The sequence below is a fragment of the Bradyrhizobium yuanmingense genome (assembly GCF_029167105.1).
GTDB classification, from domain to species: Bacteria; Pseudomonadota; Alphaproteobacteria; order Rhizobiales; family Xanthobacteraceae; genus Bradyrhizobium; species Bradyrhizobium yuanmingense_A.
This window is the reverse complement of record NZ_JARFML010000001.1, coordinates 278773-301910: the sequence shown is the minus strand read 5'-3', so window position 1 is coordinate 301910 and position 23138 is coordinate 278773. Positions and strand designations below refer to the sequence as shown.

Here is a 23138-nt window from a genome sequence, read left to right as displayed (position 1 = left end):
TTGATTGACCGTCAGCTCAACACGCCGTGTTTCTTGAACCAGGCCTCTGCCTGCTTCCAGGCATCTTCCGCGGCGTCCTTGCGGTAGCTGCCGCGATAGTCGGCATGGAAGCCGTGCGGCGCTTCGGGGTAGATCTTGAAGTCGGCCGTCTTCTTGCTCTGCTCGAGCGTGGCCTTCATCTGCTCGACCTGGGCGACGGGAATGCCGGTATCGGCGCCACCATAGAGGCCAAGCACCGGCGCCTTCATCTCGGGCGCGAGCTGCAGCGGGCTCTTCGGCCACAACGGGTTGGCTGGATCGACCAAGGTCCCGTAGAAGGCAACGCCCGCCTTGAGCGCACCGCTGTGGGCGGCATATTCCCAGACCGTGCGGCCACCCCGGCAGAAGCCGACGATGCCGAGCTTCGTTGTGTCGCCGCCTTGCGATCCTGCCCAGGCCACCGTCGTGTCCAGATCCGACAACAGCTCCGCGTCCGGCTTCGCATTCACCACCGGCAGCAGCTCCTTGATATCCGTGACCTTGGTCAGGTCGATGCCCTTGCGGAAATAATAGTCGGGCGCCACTGCGAACGCGCCGAGCTTGGCGAGGCGCCGCGTCACGTCCCGGATGTATTCGTGCAGGCCAAAGATTTCCATCGCCACGATGATCACCGGCGCCTTGGCATTGCCGGCCGGGCGGGCGAAATAGGCGGGCATTTGCTCGGAGCCGACCTTGATCCTGGCATCGCCCACCTGGAGGCCGCCGGTATCCGTCGTGACGATGTCGGCCCGGACCGGACCGGCCGCGAGCGTGTAGCCAGCGGCGACGGCCGCGGTGGCGCTCATGAATCCGCGGCGCGAGAGCGGGGCCACTTTCGTCAGTCCAACGACGTCGGATGTCATGGTCGTTTCAAAGCTCATCGATCTTCCCATTCCTGATTCCCATGCTGATGCCCCCTCGGGCGCCGCATTCGCCGATAATTGCCGGAGAAACGCAAGTCACCTGCCTGCGAGGACGCGGCTCACCCCTTCATCCTTTCGTTAGTCCGCCGCCCGCCGGAGCGTGGGTCGTGTGCCGGGCTTAACCGTCTGGCTGCACTGCATCGCAACATCCATTAACCGAAAAGAATTGTTCTTTCCCTGCCGGCCCGGCCGATCGGCGCTGCACAGAATGCTCCTGTTCGCGCACCCCACAGGCTCTGCCGCAACAAATGGCAGTCGGGGTGACGATGGTGACACATCATGTTGCTTGCGCATCGCTCATCATCACCAAACCACGTGCGAGCCGCCGTCATTTGATTGAAATTTTCAGAGGATCTTGCCCGCGCGATTTACCCGGTCTTTCTTTGTGACACCCTAGTTCCACGGCCGGAAGTTCCATCTTCGGAAACGCAGAGGCTTCTTCCTGCGACGCGCGATGCTCGCCCGCAACGGACGAAGGAGCGCGAGCGGGTTTCATTCTCGTCCGCGCCGATTGCGCTACCCGAGGCCCAATTGAATAAACGTTTATCCGACCTGGAACTGAAATGAATTTGGCTCGTGAATCGATTGAACTGTTGGAGCAGGCAGCACGCATCCTGTGGTTCGAAGGCACCAAGCACGGTTTGCGCGACCGCGAATGGATGGCGCTGCGGTTCCTCTCCCGCGCCAACCGATTTTCCCGAACCCCCTCGGCGCTGGCGAGCTACGTCGGCACCACGCGCGGCACCGCCTCTTTCATCATCGGCGAGCTCGAGCGGCTCGGTTATCTCGAGCGGAAGCGCTCGGCCACGGACAAGCGGTCGGTGACGTTGAGCGTGACCCAGCAGGGCAAGAAGTTCCTGGTGCGCGATCCCGTCAACGTCCTCGTCGAAGCGATTGCCGTTCTGGACGACGAGGTCAAGGTCCGCTTCCGCGACACGTTCCGGCACGTCCTGGACCACTCCGATGCCGCCGAGCAGCGGCACCACACCGACGTCTGCAAGCGGTGCATCTTCCTGCGGGAGGATCGCGCCAGTGCCGACAGCAAGACGACAGTCGAGTTCAGCTGCCGCCTGTTTCGCGCGCCGATCGCCGAAGCGGAGGTCGATCTGCTGTGCACCAGCTTCGAGCATCACCGCCAATAAAAGGCGGCTCGATCAGGGCGTTGCCTTGCGTGACGAATAGATGACGCCGCCGCTAGATTCCACCACCAGGCGCCCGTTCTCGTTCCTGATCTCTTCGATGCGGCCAAGGCCGGGCACCTGCTGTCCCAGCACGGCTTCGATGACGCCGTTCGGGCCTTGTAGGATCGCGATCCCCTCATAGGCCTGGCGGACCGCCCAGCCCTTGATCGCCTTGCGCGGCGCCGACGCACGCTCGGGTGCGGGCACCGATCCCGTGAACTCGGGCGCGGCGACCGCGGCCATCATCGGCCCTTGCGCTGACACCGGCTGTGTCTGCACCGTCGCCGGCGCGGGAGCTTGGGCTTGGGCTTGGGCCTGGGCCTGCACCTGAGCGAGCTTGTCGAGCTTCACCGTGGAGGACGAGCTCACCCGCTCGATCCGGTCGAGATTCTCGGCAAACCTGCCGAAGCGATCGTTCGTGACCTTGCTGGATTGATCGACCGCGGTCCGCAAGCCGTCGAGGTTTTCAGACACGCCCGACACCTGCTTGCGCAGTTGCGCGACGGTCTCGCGCAGAATCCTGATCTCCGCATTGGCCGCAACGTTGTTCGGCGCGGGCTGCGTGGTGAGATAGGCGATCACGCCGGTGCAGGCGCAGACCACCAGCATGGCAGCGACCGCCAGAGTTGCCAGTGGCGCGACCCATGTCGGACGGGGTGGCGGCGGCTTTGCCACGATCACGGCCGGCTTGATCACGGCCGGCGCGGGTTTCGGAATCGCCATCTTGTCGAGGCGGGCCTTGGCACGAATCCGCTTCAAGCCATCGAGTGCCTCCTTTGCGAGAGCTTCGTCGCTCGCCGCCGCCGATACGCGCTTTGCGCTCGCGGCAGGCTTGGTCGTCCGCGCCGCGTTGTCCATTGTATCGCTCGCCTCCGGCGCTGGCTTCGCCGCCGCGGAAGCATCCGCGGTCGCGTTGGGACGAGCTTGTCCATCGGACAACATATGAAAATGCTCCGTTCGGTTCGGTCTGTCGAACGACGACACTATCTGTCGAAGCTTGCCTGAAACGTGCGGGTCAAAAGTCCTTCATCGCGCGCAATGCGACGTCGCATGAGTCGATCGCGTCATACACGTGGCAATAGTGCGACTCGAAAGACACACACACGCCAAGATTTCACCAAGTTGGAGTCGTGGCGCAGACGTGAGTCGAACTGCCGCATGTGGAAAAACGGATTCCAGAGTCAATCCGGGGTTGAAAACCCATCAATGTGCGTGCCCCGGAGCACCACCCGAAATAGCTGTAATTGTACGGGGATGCGGAACTATACAACCAGTAGGATGCAAAACTAGTTCAGAATCAAAATCAACTGATGCGATTGGGTACATTAAGAAACAACCCGAAACAAATCAACAGCATCAAGCGCGCGTAGCAATCGCTTTCTTCCGCACGCTTGATCGGGAATCGGCAATCGCTACGGTTCTACTCAAGTGATTCTCGCCAGTTGGCGAGGAGATCGACACGGTTCAGCAGTGTTCGGACGCGATGAGCAACTTGGCGCAACTGTTCTAGGTCGTTTCTCAATCTGCTCCGCGAGGTGATCAGTAAGACACCCGCCGAGCCTCACGCAGTAAGCGTTTCAGTATCGAGTTGAAGTAGCAGGCCTGCGAAACGCAGGCACTGAACGCGTAGGGCTGCCCGCGAATATCGAAACCACAACAACGGTTCGCGGGATGGAATGTCGTCAAACAGCATCGTTGCCGAGCCGGGGCATCACAACAACCAACCGGCCGCAACAAGTGCGAAACAGGGGCGAAAGACTGATGTATATTATCGTTGATGATCGCGAGAGCGTCGCGAACAGCTATGTCGGAGGGCTCGTTCGCGAAGGCGTATCGTCGATCGGCTTCTCCTCCGGAGAATTCTGGGACTGGCTGCAATCTGCGAGCGAATCCGATCTGGCGGCGGTGGACGCCTTTCTGCTTGGGGATTGCGATGCCCGCGGAAGCCTGCCGCGGGCGATGCGCAAGCGCTCCTCGGCTCCCATCATCGCCATGAGCGGCCAGAAGATGCTCAAGAACACGCTGGAGCTGTTCGAATCGGGGGTGGACGACGTCGTGCACGTGCCGATCCATCTGCGCGAGATCCTCGCCCGAACGGCCGCGATCGCGCGCCGCCGGGTGGGCGAGCTGCCAAGGCCCTGCGAGAGCAGGATCCAGGTCTTCTTCAACGGCCGTGATCCCGAAATCGCGGGCCACGCCCTCACCCTGCCCCGCCGCGAACTGCGCATTCTCGAATATATGGTGGCCAACCACGGCAAGTGGATCACCAAGACGCAGATCTTCAACGCGGTCTACGGCATCTTCGAGTCCACTTTCGACGAGAGCGTGATCGAGAGCCACGTCAGCAAGTTGCGCAAGAAGCTCCGCGACCGCCTCGGCTTCGACGCGATCGTGGCAAGGCGTTACGTCGGCTACCGCCTCGACATCCCGGCGGGCGAAACTCTCGACGAGCCGGTGCAGGAGCTCGAGGACGTCGGCATCCTACTGAACAGGACGCAGGCCGCCCCCGCGGCATACCCGGCCGGCAACTGACACGGCAGGACATCGCCACGAAACCGGCAACGGCCTCTGCGAAGCAGCAGAGGCCGTTGCGCTTTCAGCGGCACAGATCACAGCACGCAGGCATGCCTTGGCGGCGCAAGCGCCGCGGCGGCAACCGCGCTCGCCATCGGGCAAGATGTCCGGCTAAGCTGTCCCGAACAACCTGCCTTACGGCTTCTGCTGGAATTCTTCCTTGGAGACGTAGTTGAAGTCCTCGACCAGGACGTCCTGGACAATGTCACCCTGCATCCGTTCGTTGACGCGCTGTTTGATGGCCGTCGTCAGGATGGCGAGGTCGTAGCGGGCGAGCTTCCTGAAGTCGAGACGATCGTCGGCATAGATCCTGCGGAAGGCCTCGTCGACGACGAACGGCTCCGGCGGAACGTTCAGCTGGTGCATGGTCCGCGCCTCTATGGTGTAGACGAAGCGCGCGACGATGTAGCCCTGGACATTGCCGTTCTCGACCATCGGCACGCTCAGCGCCCGCGTCTTGTGATATTGCAACCCTTCGAGATATTCGTCCTTCGCCGGCAGCAGGCTGCCCTTCTCCTTCCAATAGGCGACGGCATAGCTCGTGCCCGCGGTGAGGATGCATACCCAAAGCCCGGCCAGCACCAGCCTGATCATTTTCCGTCCTGCGCTGTGCGACCGGTATAGGTGCCGTCGGACTCGGCGTCCTTGACCGCCTTGACGATGATGCTCGCGACCTCACGGACCGCGTCGTAGTGCATCTCCAGAATGGCACGATTCCGCTCGAGCCTCTCGCGCAGCCGCTGAATCTCCTCGGTGATCTCGACCTCGCCGCCGAGGTGCATCCGCGCCCGCATCAGGCGGACGAACTCGAGCATGCTCCGGCTCTTCCGCGCGCTGAAATCGTCGAAATCGATCTTCTGGCCCGTCGCGAGTGCGGTCGTCTCCTCCTCGATGATACTCGCGAGCCGACGGATTGCGGCCAACAGGCCACGCACCTCGTCCGATCTCATCGCGTCCGCAGCGTCGCCCCTCGCCTCGCCACCCCCGGCCGGCAGCAGCACGGGCAGCAGCGCATCGTTCGCTGGGGCTTCCGTCCTCATCACCTCGGTGTCCGCGACCGCCTGGTCCATCGCCACGGCCGCCGTGCCTTCTTGTGCCTGCATTGGAAATTCACCTCTCAACTTCTGTCACCCGTTCGCGGATCATGATCCGGCCTTCGCCGCAGCGTCCTGTCCGGCCGGATGTGCGGCGGCGAGCTGCCGGGCGATGCCGACACCGTTGCCCTTTGCCAGCTGGCTGCCGAGCTGCTCTGCAAGCATCGACTTCCAGACGCCGCCAGCCGTGCCCTTGCCGAAGACCTCCTCCGACTCCTTCGGCAACATCGCCTCGACGAAGGTCTGGAGGATGAAGGCTTCGAACTTGCGGTAAACCTCACCGGATGCCGGCGCCTTGATTACCTGCACCGGCGCGCCATTCACGGCACCCGACTGCGCTTCGGCGACTTTCGCCGCGGCTTGATCGGCGGTCGCCGCTTTGGCCTTGCCGACTTCCGCCTCCATGGTGGCGGCGAAATCGGCGTCCGACGATTTCAGCGCGTCGAGCTTCGCGGTCGCGGCGCGCTGCGTCGCGGGGTCCGCGGCTTCGAGGACGTCGAGGACGAGGTCGGGCGTCGCTGTCACGATCATGTCTTGTTCCGGTTGGCTGGCTGTGGCGTCCAGGCTTGCACGGTAAGGCTCGTTCCCGTCATGTCCTCGAGCGAGCGCTTCTCGGCATCGCGGAGCTTGTCTGCGAGTGCGGCCTTGGCGACCTCCTCGAGCTGTTTCATGCGGCGGGTCTCCCGGCGAACCTGGTCGAGCTGCTGCGCGGCCTGCGCCTGCACGGCACGGGCGCCGACGCTCGCCCTGTTGAGACGCCGCGCGATCGATTCGTTCGACGATCCCGGCGGCGGCTTTCCATCGTTCAAGGCTCCGACCAGCCATTCCTGCTCGTCCTGCAGGCTGCGCTCCTGCTGCCGCAATTGCGCGAGCTGCCATTCGGAGAGCCGGAGCTGCAGCTTCACCAGCGAGACCATCCGGCCGAGCTTGTCCGCGCGCGATGTCATGACCCGGTCACTCCACCAGCCACGACGACACGCCCAGCATGAACTGCGTCATCAGCTCGTCGCTGGTGAGGTAGAGCAGCAGGAAGCCGCCGAACAGCACGAAGGGCACCGAGATGAAATAGACCGGAATGGCCGGCGTCAGCTTGTTGATCAGGCCGACCGCCAGGTTGACGACGACCGAATAAACGATGAAAGGGCTCGAGATCCGCAGCGTCAGCACGAACGCTTCCGAAAGGCGGCCGACGAGCAGGTCGAGCGCGACGCTGCCGCCCAGCCTGCTGCCGGGCTTCCAGACGTCGTAGGAGTTCATCAGCCCCCGCAGCACCTGCCAGTGCTGGTCGGTCATGAAGAACAGCGTGGTGACGGCCGCCATGATCAGCGGTACCAGGGCCGGCGCCGGATCTGTGTCGGCGATCGGTGTGCCCGGGATGTTGCTCAGCCCGATCGCGCTCGCCATCATGATCGCCATGGTCTGGAGGGCGAGGAAGAACACGCGCGCGCCGAGCCCGATGACGCTGCCGACCACGAGCTCGGAGCAGATCAGGAGCGCGAGCGTCAAGGGAGCCGCGTTGTCCGTGAGCGGCTTCAGGACGGCAATCAGGATCGGCGTCAGTGCAAACGTCGTGACCAGCGCGACGAACAGGCGCACCTGGGGCGGAACGTTGACGCTGGAATAGCCGGGTACCAGCATCAGGCAGGCGCCGATGCGACAAAACACGATGAACGTCACCAGCACGCTGTCGGCGAGCCCTGAGATCACGATATGGCTCCGAGCGCCCTGATCTCGGCGCTGCGCGCGACTTCGACATGCGACAGGATCGGCAATGTCGGAAACACCCGTTCCAGGATCATCCGGACATAGGGGCGCGCTTCCGGCGTCACTGCCAGCACCACGCTGGTGCCGCTCTCGGTGAATTTCCGGATCGCGGCGCTGGCTTCGGTCGCGAACTGCTCGATCAGGCGCGGGTCTGCGTCGAACTCGACGACGTCACCCTTGGCATCGCGCTTCAGGCTCTGGTGGAAAGCGAGGTCCCAGCGGTTGCCGAGACGGACCACGTTGAGCACGCCATTGTCGGAGAGATCGCCGCAGATCTGCTGGGCAAGCCTCGTCCGCACGTGCTCTGCCACCTGCTCGGAGCGCCGCACATGGGGCGCGATCTCGGCGATCGCCTCGAGGATCAGGTGAAGATTGCGAATGGAGACTCGCTCGGCCAGCAGGATCTTCAGGATCGCCAGCAGGCCCGAATAGGAGATCTGCGACGGGCAGAGATCCTCGACCAGGCGCTTGTATTCGGGATCGAGCCGGTCGAGCAGGGCGCGCATGTCCTTGTAGGACAGCAGCTGGGCAAGGTTCGCCCTGATCACTTCGCTCAAATGCGTGAGCAGCACCGACAGATTGTCGACCGGCTTGCAGCCCTGCCGCTTGACTTCGTCCGTGAAGGCTTCCGTCACCCACAGCGCCTTCATGCCGAACGCAGGCTCGATCACCTCGTCGCCCGGCACGTCGGGCTTGCCGTCCTTGTCGACCAGCACCAGCACCTCGCCGAGCCTGAGCTCGCCATGGGCAACGCGCGTGTCGTGAATCCGGATCTGGTAGCTCTTGGGATCGATCGACAGATTGTCCGTGAGCTTGATCTCGGGAATGACGAAGCCGTACTGCTTGGCGAATTTCTTGCGGATCTTGGCCACGCGGTGGGCAAGCTCGGTGCGCGAGCCCAACAGATGGACCGAAAGGTGGCCGCCGAGCGCCAGCTCGATCTCGGCGGTCTTGAGCTGCTCCTTGACGGACTCCTTGGCCTCAGCCTGGGCGCGCTCGTCGGCCTTGCGGGCCTCCTCCTTCTGCTTCAGCGCGGCCTGCCGCTTCGGCAACGAATAGCCGACGAAGGCCATGACACCCCCAAGCAGCACGAACGGCGCCATCGGCAGTCCCGGCATCAAAGCGAGCACGAACATCATCAGCGCGGCGGCCGACACCGCGCGCGGATAGCCGCCGAGCTGCCGCAGCACCGCCTGCTCCGCCGAGCCCGTGGTGCCGCCCTTGGAGACCAGGAGGCCCGCGGACAGCGACACGATCAGCGCCGGCATCTGCGACACCAGACCATCGCCGACGGAGAGCTTGGTGTAGACGTCGGCCGCGCGGGACAGAGTCAATCCGTGATGGGTGACGCCGATGACGATGCCGCCGAAGATGTTGATCGCGGTGATGATGAGACCGGCAATGGCGTCGCCACGGACGAATTTCGAGGCGCCGTCCATGGCGCCGAAGAACGCGCTCTCCTCTTCGAGCTCGCGGCGCCGTCGCTGCGCCTCCTTGTCGTCGATCAAGCCTGCGGACAGGTCCGCATCGATCGCCATCTGCTTGCCCGGGATGGCGTCCAGGGTGAAGCGGGCGCCGACTTCGGCGATACGCGTCGCGCCCTTGGTGATCACGACGAAGTTCACTGTCACCAGGATCGCGAAGATGATGAGACCGATGACGAAGTCGCCGCCCATGACGAACTTCGAGAAGCCTGCAACGACATGGCCCGCCGCATGTTCACCCTCCCCGCCCCGTGACAGGATCAGGCGCGTCGTCGCGATGTTCAGCGCCAGGCGCAGGATCGTCGCGATCAGCAGAACAGTCGGGAAAGCAGAGAAGTCGAGCGGGCGCTGAATCCACAGCGCCACCATCAGGATCAGGGCCGAAAGCGCGATCGAGAACGCGAGGCCGAGGTCGATCAGGATCGGAGGAATCGGCAGGAACAGGATCGTGAGCATGGTCACGATGCCGGCGGCGAAAAAGGCATCCGTTCCGAGGCGGCGCTGATCGGGCGGGCTAGCAGCTAACGTATCGGCCATGGGGTCACCGGCAGAGGGGTCCGCCCGCAATCTGCCGCGCAAAGCTTACGCGGGGATGGTGCCGGGCCGTCCGGATCAGAAGCCGCGCTCGATCCTGGAATAGACCATCTCGGTGAAGGTCGACAGATGCGCGCCGATGAAGGAGCCGGAGACGGCAACGACCAGGAGAATGACGATGATCTTCGGAACGAAGGTCAGCGTCACCTCCTGGATCTGGGTCAGCGCCTGGATCAGCGCGATGACGGTGCCGACCAGCATGGCTGCGCCGACCGCAGGCCCGGAGGCGACGATGATGGTCCAGATCGCCGCCTGGACGATATCGAGGGCGTCCCGCTCGTTCATGACTGGCTGATCGTGAGGCCTGGTCCGACCGCGACCTTGGTGCCGTCCTGAAGCGTCGCGATCGAGCCGTCGCTGTTGATGGAGACCGAGACGACCTTGCCGCTGAAGGTCGCGCCGGTCGAGTCGGTGAAGCTGACCGTCTTCCCGATCAGCCCGTTGGCCTGCGACAGGGACTGCGAAGACAGCAGCGCGTCCAGCTTTGCATTCGTCTGCATTGCCTGCTCGACCGTCGAGAGCTGGGCGAACTGGCTCATATATTGCGCGGTGTCCATGGGATTGGTCGGATCCTGGTTCTTCATCTGGGCGATGAGGAGCTGGAGAAACGTGTTGTAGTCCACGCTGTTGCTCGACGTCGTCGAGTTGGTGTCGGTCGAACTGGATCTGCTTGTGCTGTCGGTCGCGCTGTTGACGTTCATTCTTGTCTCTCCGCTGTCAGGCAGCTTCGACTGGGGAAACGGCGGCGGCGCCGGCCAGGATGGCCTGCTCCACCGGAAACAACGCGCGAATCCGCTTGAGCGCCTCGAAATAGCGCGTCGCCCCGACCAGTTCGTCGATCGCGCCGAGCCCATCGAGCATCTCGCGGCTCTCGCAAACGGCACACAGCGCAGCGTGATGCTGGGCGTAGAGCGCCGCAGCGTCGCGAACGTCGGTCGGGTTCATCAGCATGAGCTGGACGATGAAATAGAGCTGTCGCAGTGCCGTGGTGGCGTCGGACGCCTGCATGACCTGCCCTTCGAGCAGGAACATCACGTCGTTGACGAGCTCGACGGAGACCTTGCGGTCGACGCGGAGCACCGCGCCGTTGATGTAGATCCGTTCGCCCGCGCGCAAGGAGATCTTCATTAAAGCGCGTCTCGGATCAGGCGGTTGATTTCGATGAGCTGCACCACGTCGCTGGACCGCTGCTCGCGGAGGCGATCGGCTTCCTTGACCACCCACAGACCGATCGAGATGATGTCGGCACGCAGCTTGTCCGGCAGGCCGTTGTCCGGGTGCGCGAGATCCTCGATGAAGATCGTCCACAGCCGCCGCACATAGAGCAGGCTCTCGACCAGATCCTCGATACTAAAAGGCCCCTTCTGGAGCCGCTCGAGCCGGTCGATGCCGAGGCTGAGCGCCTGCCGCTCGCGGCTGCGCGCCTCATAGCCACTATCGTCAACGACCACTTCATAGGCTTCAAACGTCATCAGGACCACTCTTCGCGGGAGACCGAACAACTGGACAAAGGTTACGAGCCTGACAGCGCAGCCTCGGCTCAGAGATAATTGATGAGGCTGATCTTCTGGAGCTGCGAGGTGAGCGCCAACGCCGTCTGGATCTGTGTCTGCAGCGTGTTGACCCGGACCGAGGCTTCGGTCGGGTCGACCTTCTCCATGCCGACGATCTGATTGTTCAGAATGTCCTGCTGCGTCTTGAGCTTGGCGGTCGCGGTGGTGACCCGCTGCTGGACAGTACCGACGCTGCCGCCGAGCGCCGCGAGATCGTTGATGGCGTTGCCGACCAGCCCGATGGCCTTGTCCACGACGACCTGGAACGTCTCCTGGCTCAGATTGACGTTCCCGAGGTCGGCCATCATGGTGTAGGCCTCGGCGAGCCTGCGGAAGCCGATCTGGTTTGCGCTCACGGACGTATCGGCGATCTCGGTGGTGGAGATCCGGCTTTGCATGGTCTGGTCGGTTGCCGACGACCAGTTGGTGTTCCAGGCCGGGCTGGCGAACTCGGCATCGAAGGTAGTGTCGAGGAAGGTCTGCATCTGGGCCGGGGTGATCGTCGCCACGGCGGGCGAGGATTGCGGGAAGCCGAAGGCCGCGAGAAAATCCGCATCGACTTGGTTCTTGCTGGCCGACCCCGCGGCGTAGGGCGTAATGGGCGCATTCTGCGTGTTGATGCCCGAGAACAGATAGGAGCCGTTATAGGAGACGTTCAGCGCGCCGATCAGGTCCTGGAGATTGGAGGCAGCAGGCGGCAGGATGACCCGCCCGCCGCCATCGGTGCTGCGGGCCGCGATCAGATCCTTGAGGAAGTCCGTCGCGGTCTTGTTGAGCTGGGTGATCCGGTTCTGCGTCACGTCCAGGCGTCCCGCGACGAGCCCGTTGGTGTCGACGAGCTGGTCGGCAAAGCTCCAGTCCGCCCGCAGCGTGAGGTCGCTTCCCGTCGAGGCACCGAGTTCCAGACCAACGTCGTAGAAGCGGCCGGTGGTCGCTTCGGTCGAGGCCTTGCTCAGCGCCGCCTGGTTGTTCGTGATCGAATACCTCAACGACGAGGATAGCATCAGGGTGGAAACGTAATTTGCGCTCATCATGGCTTAGTTCCCCACGGCGGCCAGCAGGCTCTGCAGCATTTCATCGACGGTCGAAATGATCTTCGACGAGGCCGAATAAGTGCGCTCGACCTGGAGCATCAACGCCATTTCGTCGTCCATGTTGACGCCGTTGACGTTGGACAACGCCGTGATGCTGCGGTTGAGCAATGTGCTCTGGTACTCGGAGTTGGCGTCGGCGGTCTTGCGCTGGTTTTCGATCCAGCTCGCCGACGACGATGCGAAGTCGATGAGGCTGCCGCTCGGCTTGCCTTGCGTCGTTGCGTCGAACGGCTGCGCGGCATCCATGCCGCCGATGAGCTGCTGCAGTCGGGCCGAATAACCGCCGTTGCCGGCGGTGTTGTACTGGTAGGCGGGGTTGCCGCTGATCGCGCCGTCGCGCAGCAGATTCGGGTTGCCGCCCAGGGTCGGATCGACCGATGCGGCGACCGAGATCGTGCCGGCGAGGCCCACCGAGACGATTGCGCTTGCCGGCATCGCCGGTGCGCCCGGATAGGTGAAGAGGCCGGGAACGTCGGGCAGCGCCGCGGCGGTCTGATCGCTTTCCCTGAACGTATTGATCAGGCCGCGTGCGATTTCGTCGAGCTGACTCTGATAGGTGACGGTGTCCTGGTCGCGCAGCTGGGCGAGGCCTGCAAGCTTGCCCGACTTCAGCGGCATCACCGAATTGGCGCCGGTCACCGGGACCCCGTCGATGTAGACGGCGTTGCCCGTGGTGCTGGCGGTGTAGGCATTCGTCGGCGCAAAGCTCACCGTCCGCGCCGTCTTGTCGAACAGCACCACGCCGCTGTCGGCGTAGAGCGCCGCGTCGCCGTTGGGGCGGATCGACATGTTGACGCCGACCTCCTGCGACAGCTGCGAGACGATGCTGTCGCGCTGGTCGAGATAGTCGGTGATGTCGTCGCCGGAGATCGTGCCTTTCACGATCGCGGTGTTCACGGTCTCGAACCGGGAGAGCAACTGGTTGATATTCTGAACCGACGTCTTCATGTCGGCATCGGCGCTTTCGCGGACCGACTGCACGGTCCGGGTCGCCTGGTTGAGCGCGGTCGCCATGTCCTTGGCGGACGCGACGGCCGCCTGCGCCAGGGTGGCGTTGTCCGGGGCGTTGGCATATTTCTGCAACGCCTGCTTCAGCGCGTTGAGCTGCGCCGTCGGCGACTGGTCGAGCTCCGGATCGTCCACCGTCGCGGTGGCGATCTTCTGCAGGCCGTCATAGATCGCGGTCTGCTTGGCGGACGACGAGGTCGCGATCAGGACGTTGTTGTAGAGGCCCGAGCTGGCGGCGCGCTGGATCGCCGCGACATAGACGCCAGCGCCGGGCAGATTGTCCAGCACGGTGAGCTTGCGCGAATAGCCGGCGGCGCCGGCACCGGCGATGTTGCGCGAGATGACCGACGACTGGACGCTCGACGCCATGAGCGAGGAGCGAGCCGAGTTGAGAGCGGCGGTAAGCGACATGGCGTGCTCTTGCCCAAAACGAACGCCGAGGAATTCAGCGCTTCAAGTTGACGACGACGTCCAGCAGATCCGAGCCGGTCTGGAACGATTTCGAGTTCGCCGTGAAGCCGCGCTGGGCCTCGATCATGCCGGTGAGTTCGTCCGCGAGATCGACGTTGGAGTCCTCCAGGGCACTGGACTGGATCGTGCCGAGCCCACCCGTGCCGGCATTTCCGACCTGCGCGTTGCCGGAATTCATATTGGTCGAATAGACGTTGCCGGGCTCGGGCGTCAGATTGTCGGGGCTCGCGACGTCGGCGAGCATGATGGTGTAGAGCGTCAGCTGCTGCCCGTTCTTGAGGATCGCCGTCACATGGCCGGCATCGTCGATATCGACCTTGTCGATGGCCGAGGGAACGCTGCCATTGACAGTGGCCTTGAAGCTGAAGTCGGTGCCGACCTGGGTCAAGTTCGACAGGTCAAAGGTCATCGCCGCACCTCCGGGAACGGTGAAGGCGAGACCGGTCGGGCTCGCTGCCGCGAGCGCGCCCCTGCCGGCCGCCGTGGTGTCGAAGGTGAAAGTGGTGGCGGCGCCGAGCGAGGTGCCCGTCGCGGAGTCGTAGACCCCGATCTGCCAGGTATCCGAGCCGGCAGCCGTCGCCGTGTGGGACATATAGACGTCGAGCGTAACGGCCTGGCCGATATTGTTGTAGGCCACGATCGAGCTCTTCGATGAATATGACGCCGGACCGGGCGGGCCAGCAATGACGGCCGCTTTCGGATCCAGGTTGCCGGTCGTGAGCGTCCCCGCCGTTGACGGCACCGGCACCTGCGAGACCTGGGCGATGTTGACGATCTGCATGCCGGACAGGCTGTTCTGCGAGAAGTTGGTCACGTTGCCGGGCTGGCCCAGAAGATAAAAGCCGGCCCCGTTGACCAGGTTGCCCTGGCTGTCGGGCACGAACGAGCCGGCCCGCGTCAGATATTGCTGCGTGTTGTTGGCGTTCGACACCACGAAGAAGCCATTGCCCTGGACGCGAAGGTCCGTGGTCGACGTGGTATATTGCGTATTGCCCCCGTCGCTGATGGCATAGCGGACCTTGGTTTCGACAGCGCCGGAATCGTAATTGCCGGAGCCGCTCTTCAGGATCAGCGAGGAGAACTCCGTCGAAGCCCGCTTGTAGCCCGTCGTGTTGACGTTGGCGATGTTGTCCGAGACCGTCGACAGCTTGTTGGACTGCGCGTTCATCCCGGAAACGCCGGTGCGCATAACACCATACAGGCTCATGAATTGGGCTCCTTTGGTAGGTTGCAGCTACAATGGGGGTTCTTGCTTGCGCGGGGCTGATGATTGGGCGCGATGCACAACTTGTCGTGGTCCGGTCAGCTCTGCTTCAGCTCGTCCTGGGCTGGCAGAACGAGCGCGCCTTGTCCGTCCACGCGCCGAAACCGCTCGAGACGAGATGCGCAACGATGTGACAGACATAGCGCTTCTGCGCCGGCTGATTGTTGGGACCCGCGTTGTAGCGCGCGACAGCCATGGTCCAGCTGCCCTCGCGCTGCTTCAACTCCTTCAGGAAGCGCGCGGCGTATTCGACGTTCCCCGCGGGATCGAACATCGCCCGGACCGAAGCGAACTTGTCGCCGTGATAATAATGGTTGATCTGCATGCAGCCGAGATCAATCAGCTTGATGCCTTTGCTGCGCATCGCCTCGAAATTCGCGATTGCATCGTTGATGTCCTTGGCGAACACGGTCTGGCCGTCGGCCCCGAGCGCGTAAGGATGGAGCGCGCCGCGCCGGCCGGTCTCGGTGAGGCCGACCGCATAGAGAATGCCGAGCGGAATCCCATGCTGCCGGGCCGCGCGCGTCATCTCGCGCTCGCAGGGGCGCGCAGTCTCGGCAGCCGCCTCGGCGGCGCCCGCACTAGAGATAAACAGGGCCGCGACGGTGATGCGGCGCCACGTCCTGCTCATGACGTGTCTCCTGATTGAACTGGCGCTCCTGGCGAGCCTGTTTCGTGCCGCCGTCGGATTGCCCCGACGACGTGCCGGCACCGCCGAACGCGCCTTGCGACTGCGGCGAGGATTGTTGCTGGCCCGAGAGCTCGGGCTGGGACTGGCCGGAGCCGCTCTGGAATCCGTCCAGCGAGCCGTGCTGGACCGGTGCGACGTCGGCGACGTAGCCGGCCGACTGCATGAGATCGCGGATCTGGTCGCGCTGCTGGTCGAGCATCTGGCTCGTGTCCTTGCGCTCTGCCGCGAGCTGGACGGACACTTCGGTGCCGACGAGACGCAGGCGCACCGTGACGTTCCCGAGCGCGGCCGGTTCGAGATTGACGGTCAGGATCCTGAGCGGCTGATCCGGTGCGTTGGTCTGGGATGCGGCGAGATCGGGTGCCGCGGACGCAGCCGGTGCCGAGGACTCCTTCAGCTCGGCGACGACTGCATTGGCAACCTGCTGCGGGGCGTTGAACTGCGCCGGTGGCAGATGAGTTTCCTGCTGGACCACGGTGACCTTGGTCGTCTCGGGTAGCGCGGCGCGCGCCGAAGCCTTGGCAGCGCGCTCGACATCGGCCGTGACCGCCTCGAAGCCGGGTGATGCCGGCCTTGCGCTCGAGGCCTCCGCACCTTGCGTCAGCGCCGATTGCGACGCCGCCATCGCTTGCGAAGCCGCCGCCTGCGAGCGCGCGCCGGCCGGGGCAGGACTGGATGGACCGGGATCGCCGGTCGCCGCCTTCACCGCGCCCGGTGCCTCGTGCTTCGCCGAGGGCGACCGCTCGTCGCGCGCGGGCGCGTCCTTGTCTGCGGAGGGCACTTGCATCTGCGGCTTCACGGCAGGCACGGCAGCGAGCTCCTGCCCGACCATCACAGCGATGCCGGATTGATCCTGGCGATCTGTCCCGGTGAGATGATCGAGCGGACGTGGTTTCTCCGCCAGCTTGTCGGACTTGGTGTCGGAGGTCTCGTCCATGGACTTTGGATCTGCAGTGGTCGCGACGCGTTCGCGCAGCGCCGCCTCCTTCGGCTGCTCCTGCTCGGCCGCATGGATCGGGCGCGTGCGCAGCGTTCCGGTCGTCGCGGCCGCCTCGCTGCCGTCTTCGCTCAGCGCCTGCTTGGCGAGATTCGAAACTGTGTGGAGCAGATCGTTGAAGGACGAGTTCGCCTGCGGTTTGGTCGCGGCACCCTTTGCCGTGCGCGACCCGCGCATGTTGAGACTCTCGGCGAGACCGTTGAAGAGCTGTCCGGAGGTTCCACTGAGCTTGGTCATGGACGGCGGTCCTTGGTCAGAAGTTCGAGCTCGCCGAGCTGCTTCTGCGCGCGTGCGAGCGTCGCGGTCGATGACGCCAGATTGAGCCGCGCCGGCGTTGCCGGGGGCTTGTCCGCCGCCGCGGCGGATCCGCCGGCGAACGGTTTGCGGACGTCGAGCGCGAGCTGCACCGTGGCATTGAGAAGGGGCACGTCGCGCTCGGGCAGCTTCGACCGGTCGAGCGCATTCAGTTCGGCGAGACCGCCGTCATATTCGTCGGTGAGCACGCGCGAGGCGCCGCGGAAGAAATGGGCGCGCTCGCGTTCCGCCGATGCATCCGCGCTGAGGGTCAATGCCCGCTCGCCGGCCAGCCGGGTCACGGTCAGCCGTCCGCGCACCATCGCGGCGCGCGCGATCACGAGATAGAGCTTGAGGCGGCTGGGGCGATCGATCTGCTCGAGCAAGGCCGAGATCCGCGCAAAGCGGCGCTCGTCGAGTGCCAGGCTCGATTGCGTCAGCCCCGCGGAGAAGCGCTGCCAGAAATCGCCCGCATAGATCGAGTTGCGGTAATGGCGGATATAGGCCAGCGTCAGGAACTCGAACTTCTCGAAATCCTCCGCCTGCCCCACCAGCAGGATCTCGCGCCGCAGCGCCGCCTCCTCGACCAGCGTGCCGGGCAACAGCAGGCGCGCATCGTCCAAACGCTCGATCGCGAGCGAGGCCTCGGCGCGCGCGAACAGCGCGCCCTGAACCAGCGCGACCTGTCCGCCCAGTACGGAGGGAATCGTCCGCGGCTTGATCTCCTTGAGCAGCTCCCGCGCTTCCTCCTGGCGACCCTCGACATAGGCGAGCGCACCGTTGAACAGCCGCTCGTCGACGTTCATCTTGTCGCGCGGCAGCTTGCGGACGATTTGCGGCGCACCGCCGCTGAGCAGGTAGATGACGACCGCCTGGCCGTTCCGCGGATTGCTCCACACCGCGGGATCGGCCGCGAGGAACTTCTCGCCGATTTGCCGGATCAGCGCGATATGACTGCCATGTGCGGCGGTGTCGCCATTGGCGATGCCGTCCTGCACCGCTTGCAGCGCGCGGACGAGCTCATAGGGTTCGCTGTCCTGGAGTGCAGGCTGGGCAAGCGCATTTGCCGCGATGAACGGCAGCAGCAGCAGGACGGCGCGGCGCAGCAGCCTGATCAAGGGCGCTTCTCCCGGATCAGGATTTCGATCCGGCGGTTCTGGGCGGCGGCCGGGTCGTTCGGGAGCTTCGGGCGCCGATCGGCGTAACCTTCGATATGCTCGATCCGCCGCGCATCGACGCCGGAACGGACCAGCATGTAATAGGCCATCTGCGCACGTGCGGTCGACAGCCGCCAATTGTCGTAAGTTTCCGACCGATACGGCCGATTGTCGGTATGCCCGCGGACGATGATCATGCCCTGGCGCTTCATCAGCAGCGGCCCGATCTTGTCGATCACGCGGATCAGCTCGGGCCGCGGCTCCGCCGAGCCGACCGCGAACATGCCGAAGCTCGCATCGTCGGTGAGGCTGACCAGGAGCCCTTCCTCGACCTGACGCACCTCGGCCGCCGGCCCCGCCCCTGCTTTGATGTCCGACAGCGCCTCCGCGACCGCGGACTGAAGCTGCTTGAGGGTGGGTTGCTGCGTTTGCGCCGTGTCGCGCGCCTCCGGCTCCTTCGCCGTATCGTTGAGACGAGCCTGCCGGGCGGTGCTCACCTGGACGCCAGCTTGGGCGCTGCCCTCGCGCGGCGACTGCGTCGGTGCGGCGCCCGGCGGCGCCAGCGGCGACAGACTTGCGGACGAGCTCTCCGGGCCCGGAGGCACGTTGCCGCCGGCATCATCCGTCCTGCTCCGGCGCGCCTGCACCTCGCCCGGATTTGCTCCGGCTGCGCCGTCTCGCGCGGAGGCATTCGGCTTCGGCTCGCTCTCGATGAAGCGATCGGCGTCCTTGGACGCCTGTGGCGCCAGCTTCCAATAGCCGGGATCGAATGGATCGCGATAGGCATCGCCCCCCTTGAGGCCGTCCTCTTCAGCGGAGGTCAGAGCGCCGGCGCGCCGCTGGCCCGTCGACTGGTTCGCGCTGTTGGCGATCTCGGCGAGCGTCGCATAGGGATCGCGGAACAGGACCTTCTCCTCGAAAGAGGCCTTTTTTTCGGCCGTCGGAGAATCGCCGCGACGTTCCTCGTTCGTGCCGGCCGGCTGACGCTTGCCGTCCTGGCCTTCGAACGACGACGGCTCCTTGTTGGAGAGATCCTTGAGGCCCTTTGGGGCAGGTGAGTTCTCAGCGAGTTTGATCGGGTTGAAATAGCTCGCGACGACCTGCTTCTGGTCCTGGTTGAGCGCGTTGAGCAGCCACATCACCAGGAAGAACGCCATCATCGCGGTCATGAAGTCCGCATAGGCGATCTTCCAGACGCCGCCGTGATGCGCCTCCTCGGCGAAGGCGCTGCGGCGTCGGACGATCACGATCTCATGCTTGACCTCCTCCATGGCGGACTACCGGCGCGCTTCCTTGAGCCGTTCACTCCAGGTGGAGATCTGCGTCTCGATCACGGTCTGGTCGGCCACGACGCGCACCTCGAGCGTCTCGGCGGCCTCGTATGCGATGCCCGTTCGCCTCGACGCCTCGAGCTGCGTCTTCACGAGGTCCAGCAGCTCGCTCGGGCCGGTGACCTTGAAGGCCGGCGCCGACGAGCTGCCGGTCAGTGCCGCGATCTGCTCGACCAGCGAACCGATCGCCTTGTCGCGCACCGCATCGGTGAGGAACGGCAGCAGGATCCGCGCCACGGAGCTTGCGATATTGGTCTCGATCTCGCGGCAGGCCGCCTCGAAGCCGCTGACGATCGCGACCGCCTGCTGATCGGACCATTTGGCCCGCTCTTCGCCGAGCCGGATCGCGCTGCGGACGCGCTCCTCGGCCAATTTGGCGTCGCCTTCCGCGACGCCCGCGGCATGGCCGCGCCGATAGGCGTCGTCCAGGAGATTGACCGGCGGCGCTTCCGTCGCGGGCGCCGGGGACTGAGCCTGAAGCTGCGTGTGGGCCTGCGGCTGCGATTGAGGCTGCGGATCGCGCCTCGCCTCCTTTGGCCTGGTCAGCACGTCCTGGATTTTTGGAGGCGGGGGCGGCGGCGACGACTTGACCCGGCCATTCGCATCGAACTGCGTCAGGAGTTTTCCGATTGCCGCGTTCATGCCGCCTCCTCGCGTCGCATCCAGTCTTTAAGGATCGCCGCCGCCTGCATCTGATCGAGCCGGACGATCTGCTCGAGCCGCTTCTGCGGCGTTCGCTGCATCTTGCCTTCGAGATCTTCGACGAGGTTGAGCTCGGCCTCCTCGCCGTCGGGCAGCGCAAGGGCCGCCGAGGCCTCGAGCTGGGCGGCCTCGGCCGCCTCGGCCTGCTCCTGCTCCGCGCGATGGGTCAGAATACCGTTGACCGCCGGCCGCAGCCCGAACCAGACCAGCATCGAAGCCACGGCCAGGATCGTGATCGCGTTGATGACGCTGCCGAGCTGCTTGTTGATCATCTCGACGAAGCTGATCGGCGGCACCGGCGCCAGCTCACGCGAGCCCTCGATGAAATCGACGGCCGTCACCTGGATCTGATCGCCGCGCGCCTTGTCCAATCCGCCCGCCGTCGCCGCGAGCTGGCTGATCTCGGCGAGCTTGCTGTCGATGATGGCCTGGTTGCTCTTGTCGCCGAGATCGGCGACCAGCCGCGCGCGATTCACCAGGACGGCGATGAACAGCTTCTTGACGGAATAGCCGTCGCTGACCGTCGTTGTGGTCTTGGAGGAGACCTCGAAATTGGTGACGTCTTCGCGGCGGGTCTTGTCCTCGCTGGAGTTCTTGCCGCCGCCCGCATTCACCTGCTGGTCGGGGAGATTCTGCTGCACCGTGGTCGGCGACGAGCGGTCGGCGTTCTGCGAGGATTCCTTCTCGCGTACAGCCCGCACTGAGCGCTCGGCGCGGTTCTCGGGATCGTAGACCGTCTCGTTGATCTGCCGCTTGTCGGTGGACAGCTGCGGAGCGACGCTCACCTCGAAATTGTCGAGGCCGAGATACGGCGTCAGCGCCTTGCGAATGTTCTCCTGCACCATCCCGCTGACCGTCTTCTGCAGGCTCGCCATCTTGGTCGGCGCGGCGCTGGCCTCGTCCTCTTCGGCGAGCAGCATCGAGCCGTCGGCATCGAGCACCGTCACCTTGTCGCGGCTCATGCCGGGAATGGCGGCGGCGACGAGATGCCGGATCGACTGCGCCGTGCGCGCCTCGATCGCGCCGTCGGTGCGCAGCACGACCGATGCCGAAGGCGGCTGCTGCGTGGCGCGGAACGAGCCGCGCACCGGCAGCACGATATGCACGCGCGCCGCCTTCACGCCCTTCATCAGCTGGACGGTGCGGGCGATCTCGCCTTCGAGCGCGCGCAGCTTGGTGACCTCCTGCATGAACGAGGTCAGCCCGAGCGAGCCGATCTTGTCGAACAGCTCGTAACCGGAATTGGCGCTGGTCGGCAGCCCCTTCTCGGCGAGCAGCATCCGCGCCTGCATGGTCTGGCTCGGACGCACCGAGACCGCATCGCCGGCGGAATTGACGTCGAAGGTGATGTTCTGCTCGCGCAGTGCCGCGCCGATGCGCGTCACGTCTTCGCGGGTGAGGCCGGTATAGAGCGTTTCGAACTCGGGGCGGCTGAGATAATAGGCGCCGCCGACGACCGTGACGAGAACCGCAAAGCCGATCAGTCCCAAGGCCATCAGGCGTCGCGGCCCAAGCTCCAGCAGATTGTTGAGCAGTTGCTGTACCTGCGCACGACTGAGCATATGACCTCGTACCAATGCGAATGGTGACGACACTCAGCTGCCAACCTTGTCTGAAGGTTGCGCGAGGCGCGAATGTGTGGGTTCGCTGGCGAGGCGTTGCAATTATGCAAGACGAGGCGACGCAATCGGTTTGGCAGCCGCGAGCGAGCGCTCGGGCGCACGGCAGCCCGAGCGGCTGCAGCATGTCGCAAGACGATGACGAATGTTCGATTGCCGGCACGTCGTGTGTCGGCGCCCACCATCGCGGCGGGGACCGTGCTCCTTGAGGGAGCACGGTCGTTTTCGAAAGCGCCGCTTAGCCGCGGAACAGCGACAGGATGCTCTGGCTGTTCTGGTTGGCGATCGAGAGCGCCTGAACGCCGAGCTGCTGCTGGGTCTGCAGAGCCTGCAGGCGGGTCGATTCCGCGTTCATGTCGGCGTCGACGAGCTGGCCGACACCGCGGTCGACCGAGTCCATCAGGGTCTTGACGAACTCCGAGTTGGTCGAGATGCGGTTCTTGACCGCACCGAGATCGGCGGCTGCCGAGGCGACCGAGTTGATGGCGGCGGTGACCTGCGCGATGTAGGCATCGAGCGTGGTCTGGTCGGCGGCCGAATCGGTCAGCGCGGAGATGTTGATCGTGTCGACCGAGGCGCTGCCGGCCACGGTGTCCAGAATGCCGGTCTGCGTGGTCGAGTAGAGCGTGTAGTTGGCGGTCGTCACCGTGATCGAGCCGATGGTGGGCGTACCGCCGACGCGGGAGTAGGACGACACCAGGTTGAAGCTCGTCGGGGTGGTACCCGTCGTCGTGCTCAGCCAGTTGATGCCGTTGAAGGTCGCCGAGTTGGCCTTCAGCTTCATGTCCTGCTGGATCTGGGTGATGTCCGCCTGGATCTTGGTGCGGTCGATACCGGCAGTCTTGGCTTCGACCAGCAGCGCCTGGAGCTTGGTCAGGCCGGATTCCTTGTCGCCGATCACCGAGGTCAGAGCGGTATATTCGGTGTCGACGGTGGCAGCCGACAGGCCGAGCGAGTCGGACACCGCCGAGAGCGCAGCGTTGTCGGAGCGCATCGACGTTGCGATCGACCAATAGGCGGCGTTGTCCGAAGCGGTGGACACGCGCTGACCGGTGGAGATCCGGTTCTGCGTGGTGGCGAGTTGCGAGCTGACAGACCGCAGGGTCTGCAGCGCGGTCATGGCGGAGGAGTTGGTGAGAAGACTAGAACCCATTTTGATGTCCCTTTGAAGATTGACTTGAGTTGGGGACATACCGGGCTTGCACCGGTACGACAGGGCGGCGTCATGCCTTTGGGCGTGCCGCAAACGCGGATTCAGGGCCCAATCTGTCGTAGCGGCGAGGTTAGCGAGCGAAGCTTGTGCGGGGCTTGCGGCTCTGTGTTCC

The 23138-nt window shown here is 64.6% G+C and carries 24 protein-coding genes; 2 read left to right on the top strand and 22 right to left on the bottom strand.

Going from position 1 to position 23138, the window contains the following annotated elements:
• Window positions 1–11: 11 nt before the first annotated feature.
• Window positions 12–899, bottom strand: coding sequence for a dienelactone hydrolase family protein (locus tag P0R31_RS01510; protein ID WP_275512544.1), 888 nt, complete (start codon window positions 897–899; stop codon window positions 12–14).
• 605 nt (window positions 900–1504) lie between these two features.
• On the opposite strand from P0R31_RS01510, the gene P0R31_RS01505 reads away from it, so the two are divergent.
• On the top strand, window positions 1505–2083 hold the full coding sequence (locus P0R31_RS01505) for a MarR family winged helix-turn-helix transcriptional regulator (RefSeq protein WP_275512543.1): 579 nt from the start codon (window positions 1505–1507) through the stop codon (window positions 2081–2083).
• Between the two features lie 12 nt (window positions 2084–2095).
• On the opposite strand, the gene P0R31_RS01500 is transcribed toward P0R31_RS01505, so the two are convergent.
• Window positions 2096–3064, bottom strand: a complete 969-nt coding sequence (locus P0R31_RS01500; protein WP_275512542.1) for a hypothetical protein — start codon at window positions 3062–3064, stop codon at window positions 2096–2098.
• An 819-nt stretch (window positions 3065–3883) separates the two neighbouring features.
• Between P0R31_RS01500 and P0R31_RS01495 the strand changes: the two genes are divergently transcribed.
• Window positions 3884–4654, top strand: a complete 771-nt coding sequence (locus P0R31_RS01495) for a response regulator transcription factor (RefSeq protein WP_036042400.1) — start codon at window positions 3884–3886, stop codon at window positions 4652–4654.
• 177 nt (window positions 4655–4831) lie between these two features.
• Here P0R31_RS01495 and P0R31_RS01490 read toward each other — a convergent pair whose 3' ends face one another.
• The 20 genes from P0R31_RS01490 to P0R31_RS01395 form a co-directional block, all read right to left on the bottom strand.
• Complete coding sequence (locus tag P0R31_RS01490) at window positions 4832–5290, bottom strand: hypothetical protein (RefSeq protein ID WP_275512541.1); 459 nt, start codon at window positions 5288–5290, stop codon at window positions 4832–4834.
• Complete coding sequence (locus P0R31_RS01485) at window positions 5287–5799, bottom strand: flagellar biosynthesis protein FlgN (RefSeq protein ID WP_275512540.1); 513 nt, start codon at window positions 5797–5799, stop codon at window positions 5287–5289. The genes P0R31_RS01490 and P0R31_RS01485 overlap by 4 nt, the downstream gene beginning before the upstream one ends.
• Window positions 5800–5838: 39 nt before the next feature.
• Window positions 5839–6321, bottom strand: coding sequence for a rod-binding protein (locus tag P0R31_RS01480; protein ID WP_275512539.1), 483 nt, complete (start codon window positions 6319–6321; stop codon window positions 5839–5841).
• On the bottom strand, window positions 6318–6737 hold the full coding sequence (locus P0R31_RS01475) for a hypothetical protein (protein ID WP_275512538.1): 420 nt from the start codon (window positions 6735–6737) through the stop codon (window positions 6318–6320). Before P0R31_RS01475 ends, P0R31_RS01480 begins: the two co-directional genes overlap by 4 nt.
• A gap of 7 nt (window positions 6738–6744) precedes the next feature.
• Entirely contained in the window at window positions 6745–7497 is a 753-nt protein-coding gene (gene fliR / locus P0R31_RS01470; RefSeq protein WP_275512537.1) for a flagellar biosynthesis protein FliR, read from the bottom strand.
• Window positions 7494–9575, bottom strand: coding sequence for a flagellar biosynthesis protein FlhA (flhA, locus tag P0R31_RS01465; protein ID WP_275512536.1), 2082 nt, complete (start codon window positions 9573–9575; stop codon window positions 7494–7496). The genes fliR and flhA overlap by 4 nt, the downstream gene beginning before the upstream one ends.
• Window positions 9576–9650: 75 nt before the next feature.
• Entirely contained in the window at window positions 9651–9917 is a 267-nt protein-coding gene (fliQ, locus tag P0R31_RS01460) for a flagellar biosynthesis protein FliQ (protein ID WP_025034323.1), read from the bottom strand.
• Window positions 9914–10333 (bottom strand): flagellar hook assembly protein FlgD, encoded by a 420-nt coding sequence (gene flgD, locus P0R31_RS01455; protein ID WP_157281883.1) that lies wholly within the window; start codon window positions 10331–10333, stop codon window positions 9914–9916. Before flgD ends, fliQ begins: the two co-directional genes overlap by 4 nt.
• Window positions 10334–10349: 16 nt before the next feature.
• Window positions 10350–10760 (bottom strand): flagellar biosynthesis repressor FlbT, encoded by a 411-nt coding sequence (flbT, locus tag P0R31_RS01450; protein WP_275512535.1) that lies wholly within the window; start codon window positions 10758–10760, stop codon window positions 10350–10352.
• On the bottom strand, window positions 10760–11104 hold the full coding sequence (gene flaF / locus P0R31_RS01445; protein WP_275512534.1) for a flagellar biosynthesis regulator FlaF: 345 nt from the start codon (window positions 11102–11104) through the stop codon (window positions 10760–10762). Before flaF ends, flbT begins: the two co-directional genes overlap by 1 nt.
• 68 nt (window positions 11105–11172) lie before the next feature.
• Window positions 11173–12219 carry a flagellar hook-associated family protein gene (locus P0R31_RS01440; RefSeq protein WP_275512533.1) on the bottom strand — a complete coding sequence of 349 codons (1047 nt, stop codon included), beginning with the start codon at window positions 12217–12219 and terminating at the stop codon, window positions 11173–11175.
• A gap of 3 nt (window positions 12220–12222) precedes the next feature.
• Window positions 12223–13698, bottom strand: a complete 1476-nt coding sequence (flgK, locus tag P0R31_RS01435; protein WP_275512532.1) for a flagellar hook-associated protein FlgK — start codon at window positions 13696–13698, stop codon at window positions 12223–12225.
• A gap of 34 nt (window positions 13699–13732) precedes the next feature.
• Window positions 13733–14965 (bottom strand): flagellar hook protein FlgE, encoded by a 1233-nt coding sequence (locus tag P0R31_RS01430; protein ID WP_025034317.1) that lies wholly within the window; start codon window positions 14963–14965, stop codon window positions 13733–13735.
• Window positions 14966–15071: 106 nt separating this feature from the next.
• On the bottom strand, window positions 15072–15653 hold the full coding sequence (locus P0R31_RS01425; protein WP_275512531.1) for a transglycosylase SLT domain-containing protein: 582 nt from the start codon (window positions 15651–15653) through the stop codon (window positions 15072–15074).
• Complete coding sequence (locus tag P0R31_RS01420; protein WP_275512530.1) at window positions 15604–16947, bottom strand: flagellar hook-length control protein FliK; 1344 nt, start codon at window positions 16945–16947, stop codon at window positions 15604–15606. The genes P0R31_RS01425 and P0R31_RS01420 overlap by 50 nt, the downstream gene beginning before the upstream one ends.
• Entirely contained in the window at window positions 16944–18122 is a 1179-nt protein-coding gene (locus P0R31_RS01415) for a chemotaxis protein (protein WP_275512529.1), read from the bottom strand. The genes P0R31_RS01420 and P0R31_RS01415 overlap by 4 nt, the downstream gene beginning before the upstream one ends.
• Window positions 18119–19432, bottom strand: a complete 1314-nt coding sequence (locus P0R31_RS01410) for a MotB family protein (RefSeq protein WP_275512528.1) — start codon at window positions 19430–19432, stop codon at window positions 18119–18121. Before P0R31_RS01410 ends, P0R31_RS01415 begins: the two co-directional genes overlap by 4 nt.
• A gap of 6 nt (window positions 19433–19438) precedes the next feature.
• On the bottom strand, window positions 19439–20134 hold the full coding sequence (locus tag P0R31_RS01405; RefSeq protein ID WP_275512527.1) for a hypothetical protein: 696 nt from the start codon (window positions 20132–20134) through the stop codon (window positions 19439–19441).
• Complete coding sequence (fliF, locus tag P0R31_RS01400; protein WP_275512526.1) at window positions 20131–21756, bottom strand: flagellar basal-body MS-ring/collar protein FliF; 1626 nt, start codon at window positions 21754–21756, stop codon at window positions 20131–20133. The genes P0R31_RS01405 and fliF overlap by 4 nt, the downstream gene beginning before the upstream one ends.
• Before the next feature lie 295 nt (window positions 21757–22051).
• A complete protein-coding gene (locus P0R31_RS01395; RefSeq protein ID WP_275512525.1) occupies window positions 22052–22966 on the bottom strand; it encodes a flagellin in 915 nt (304 codons plus the stop codon).
• Window positions 22967–23138: the final 172 nt, after the last annotated feature.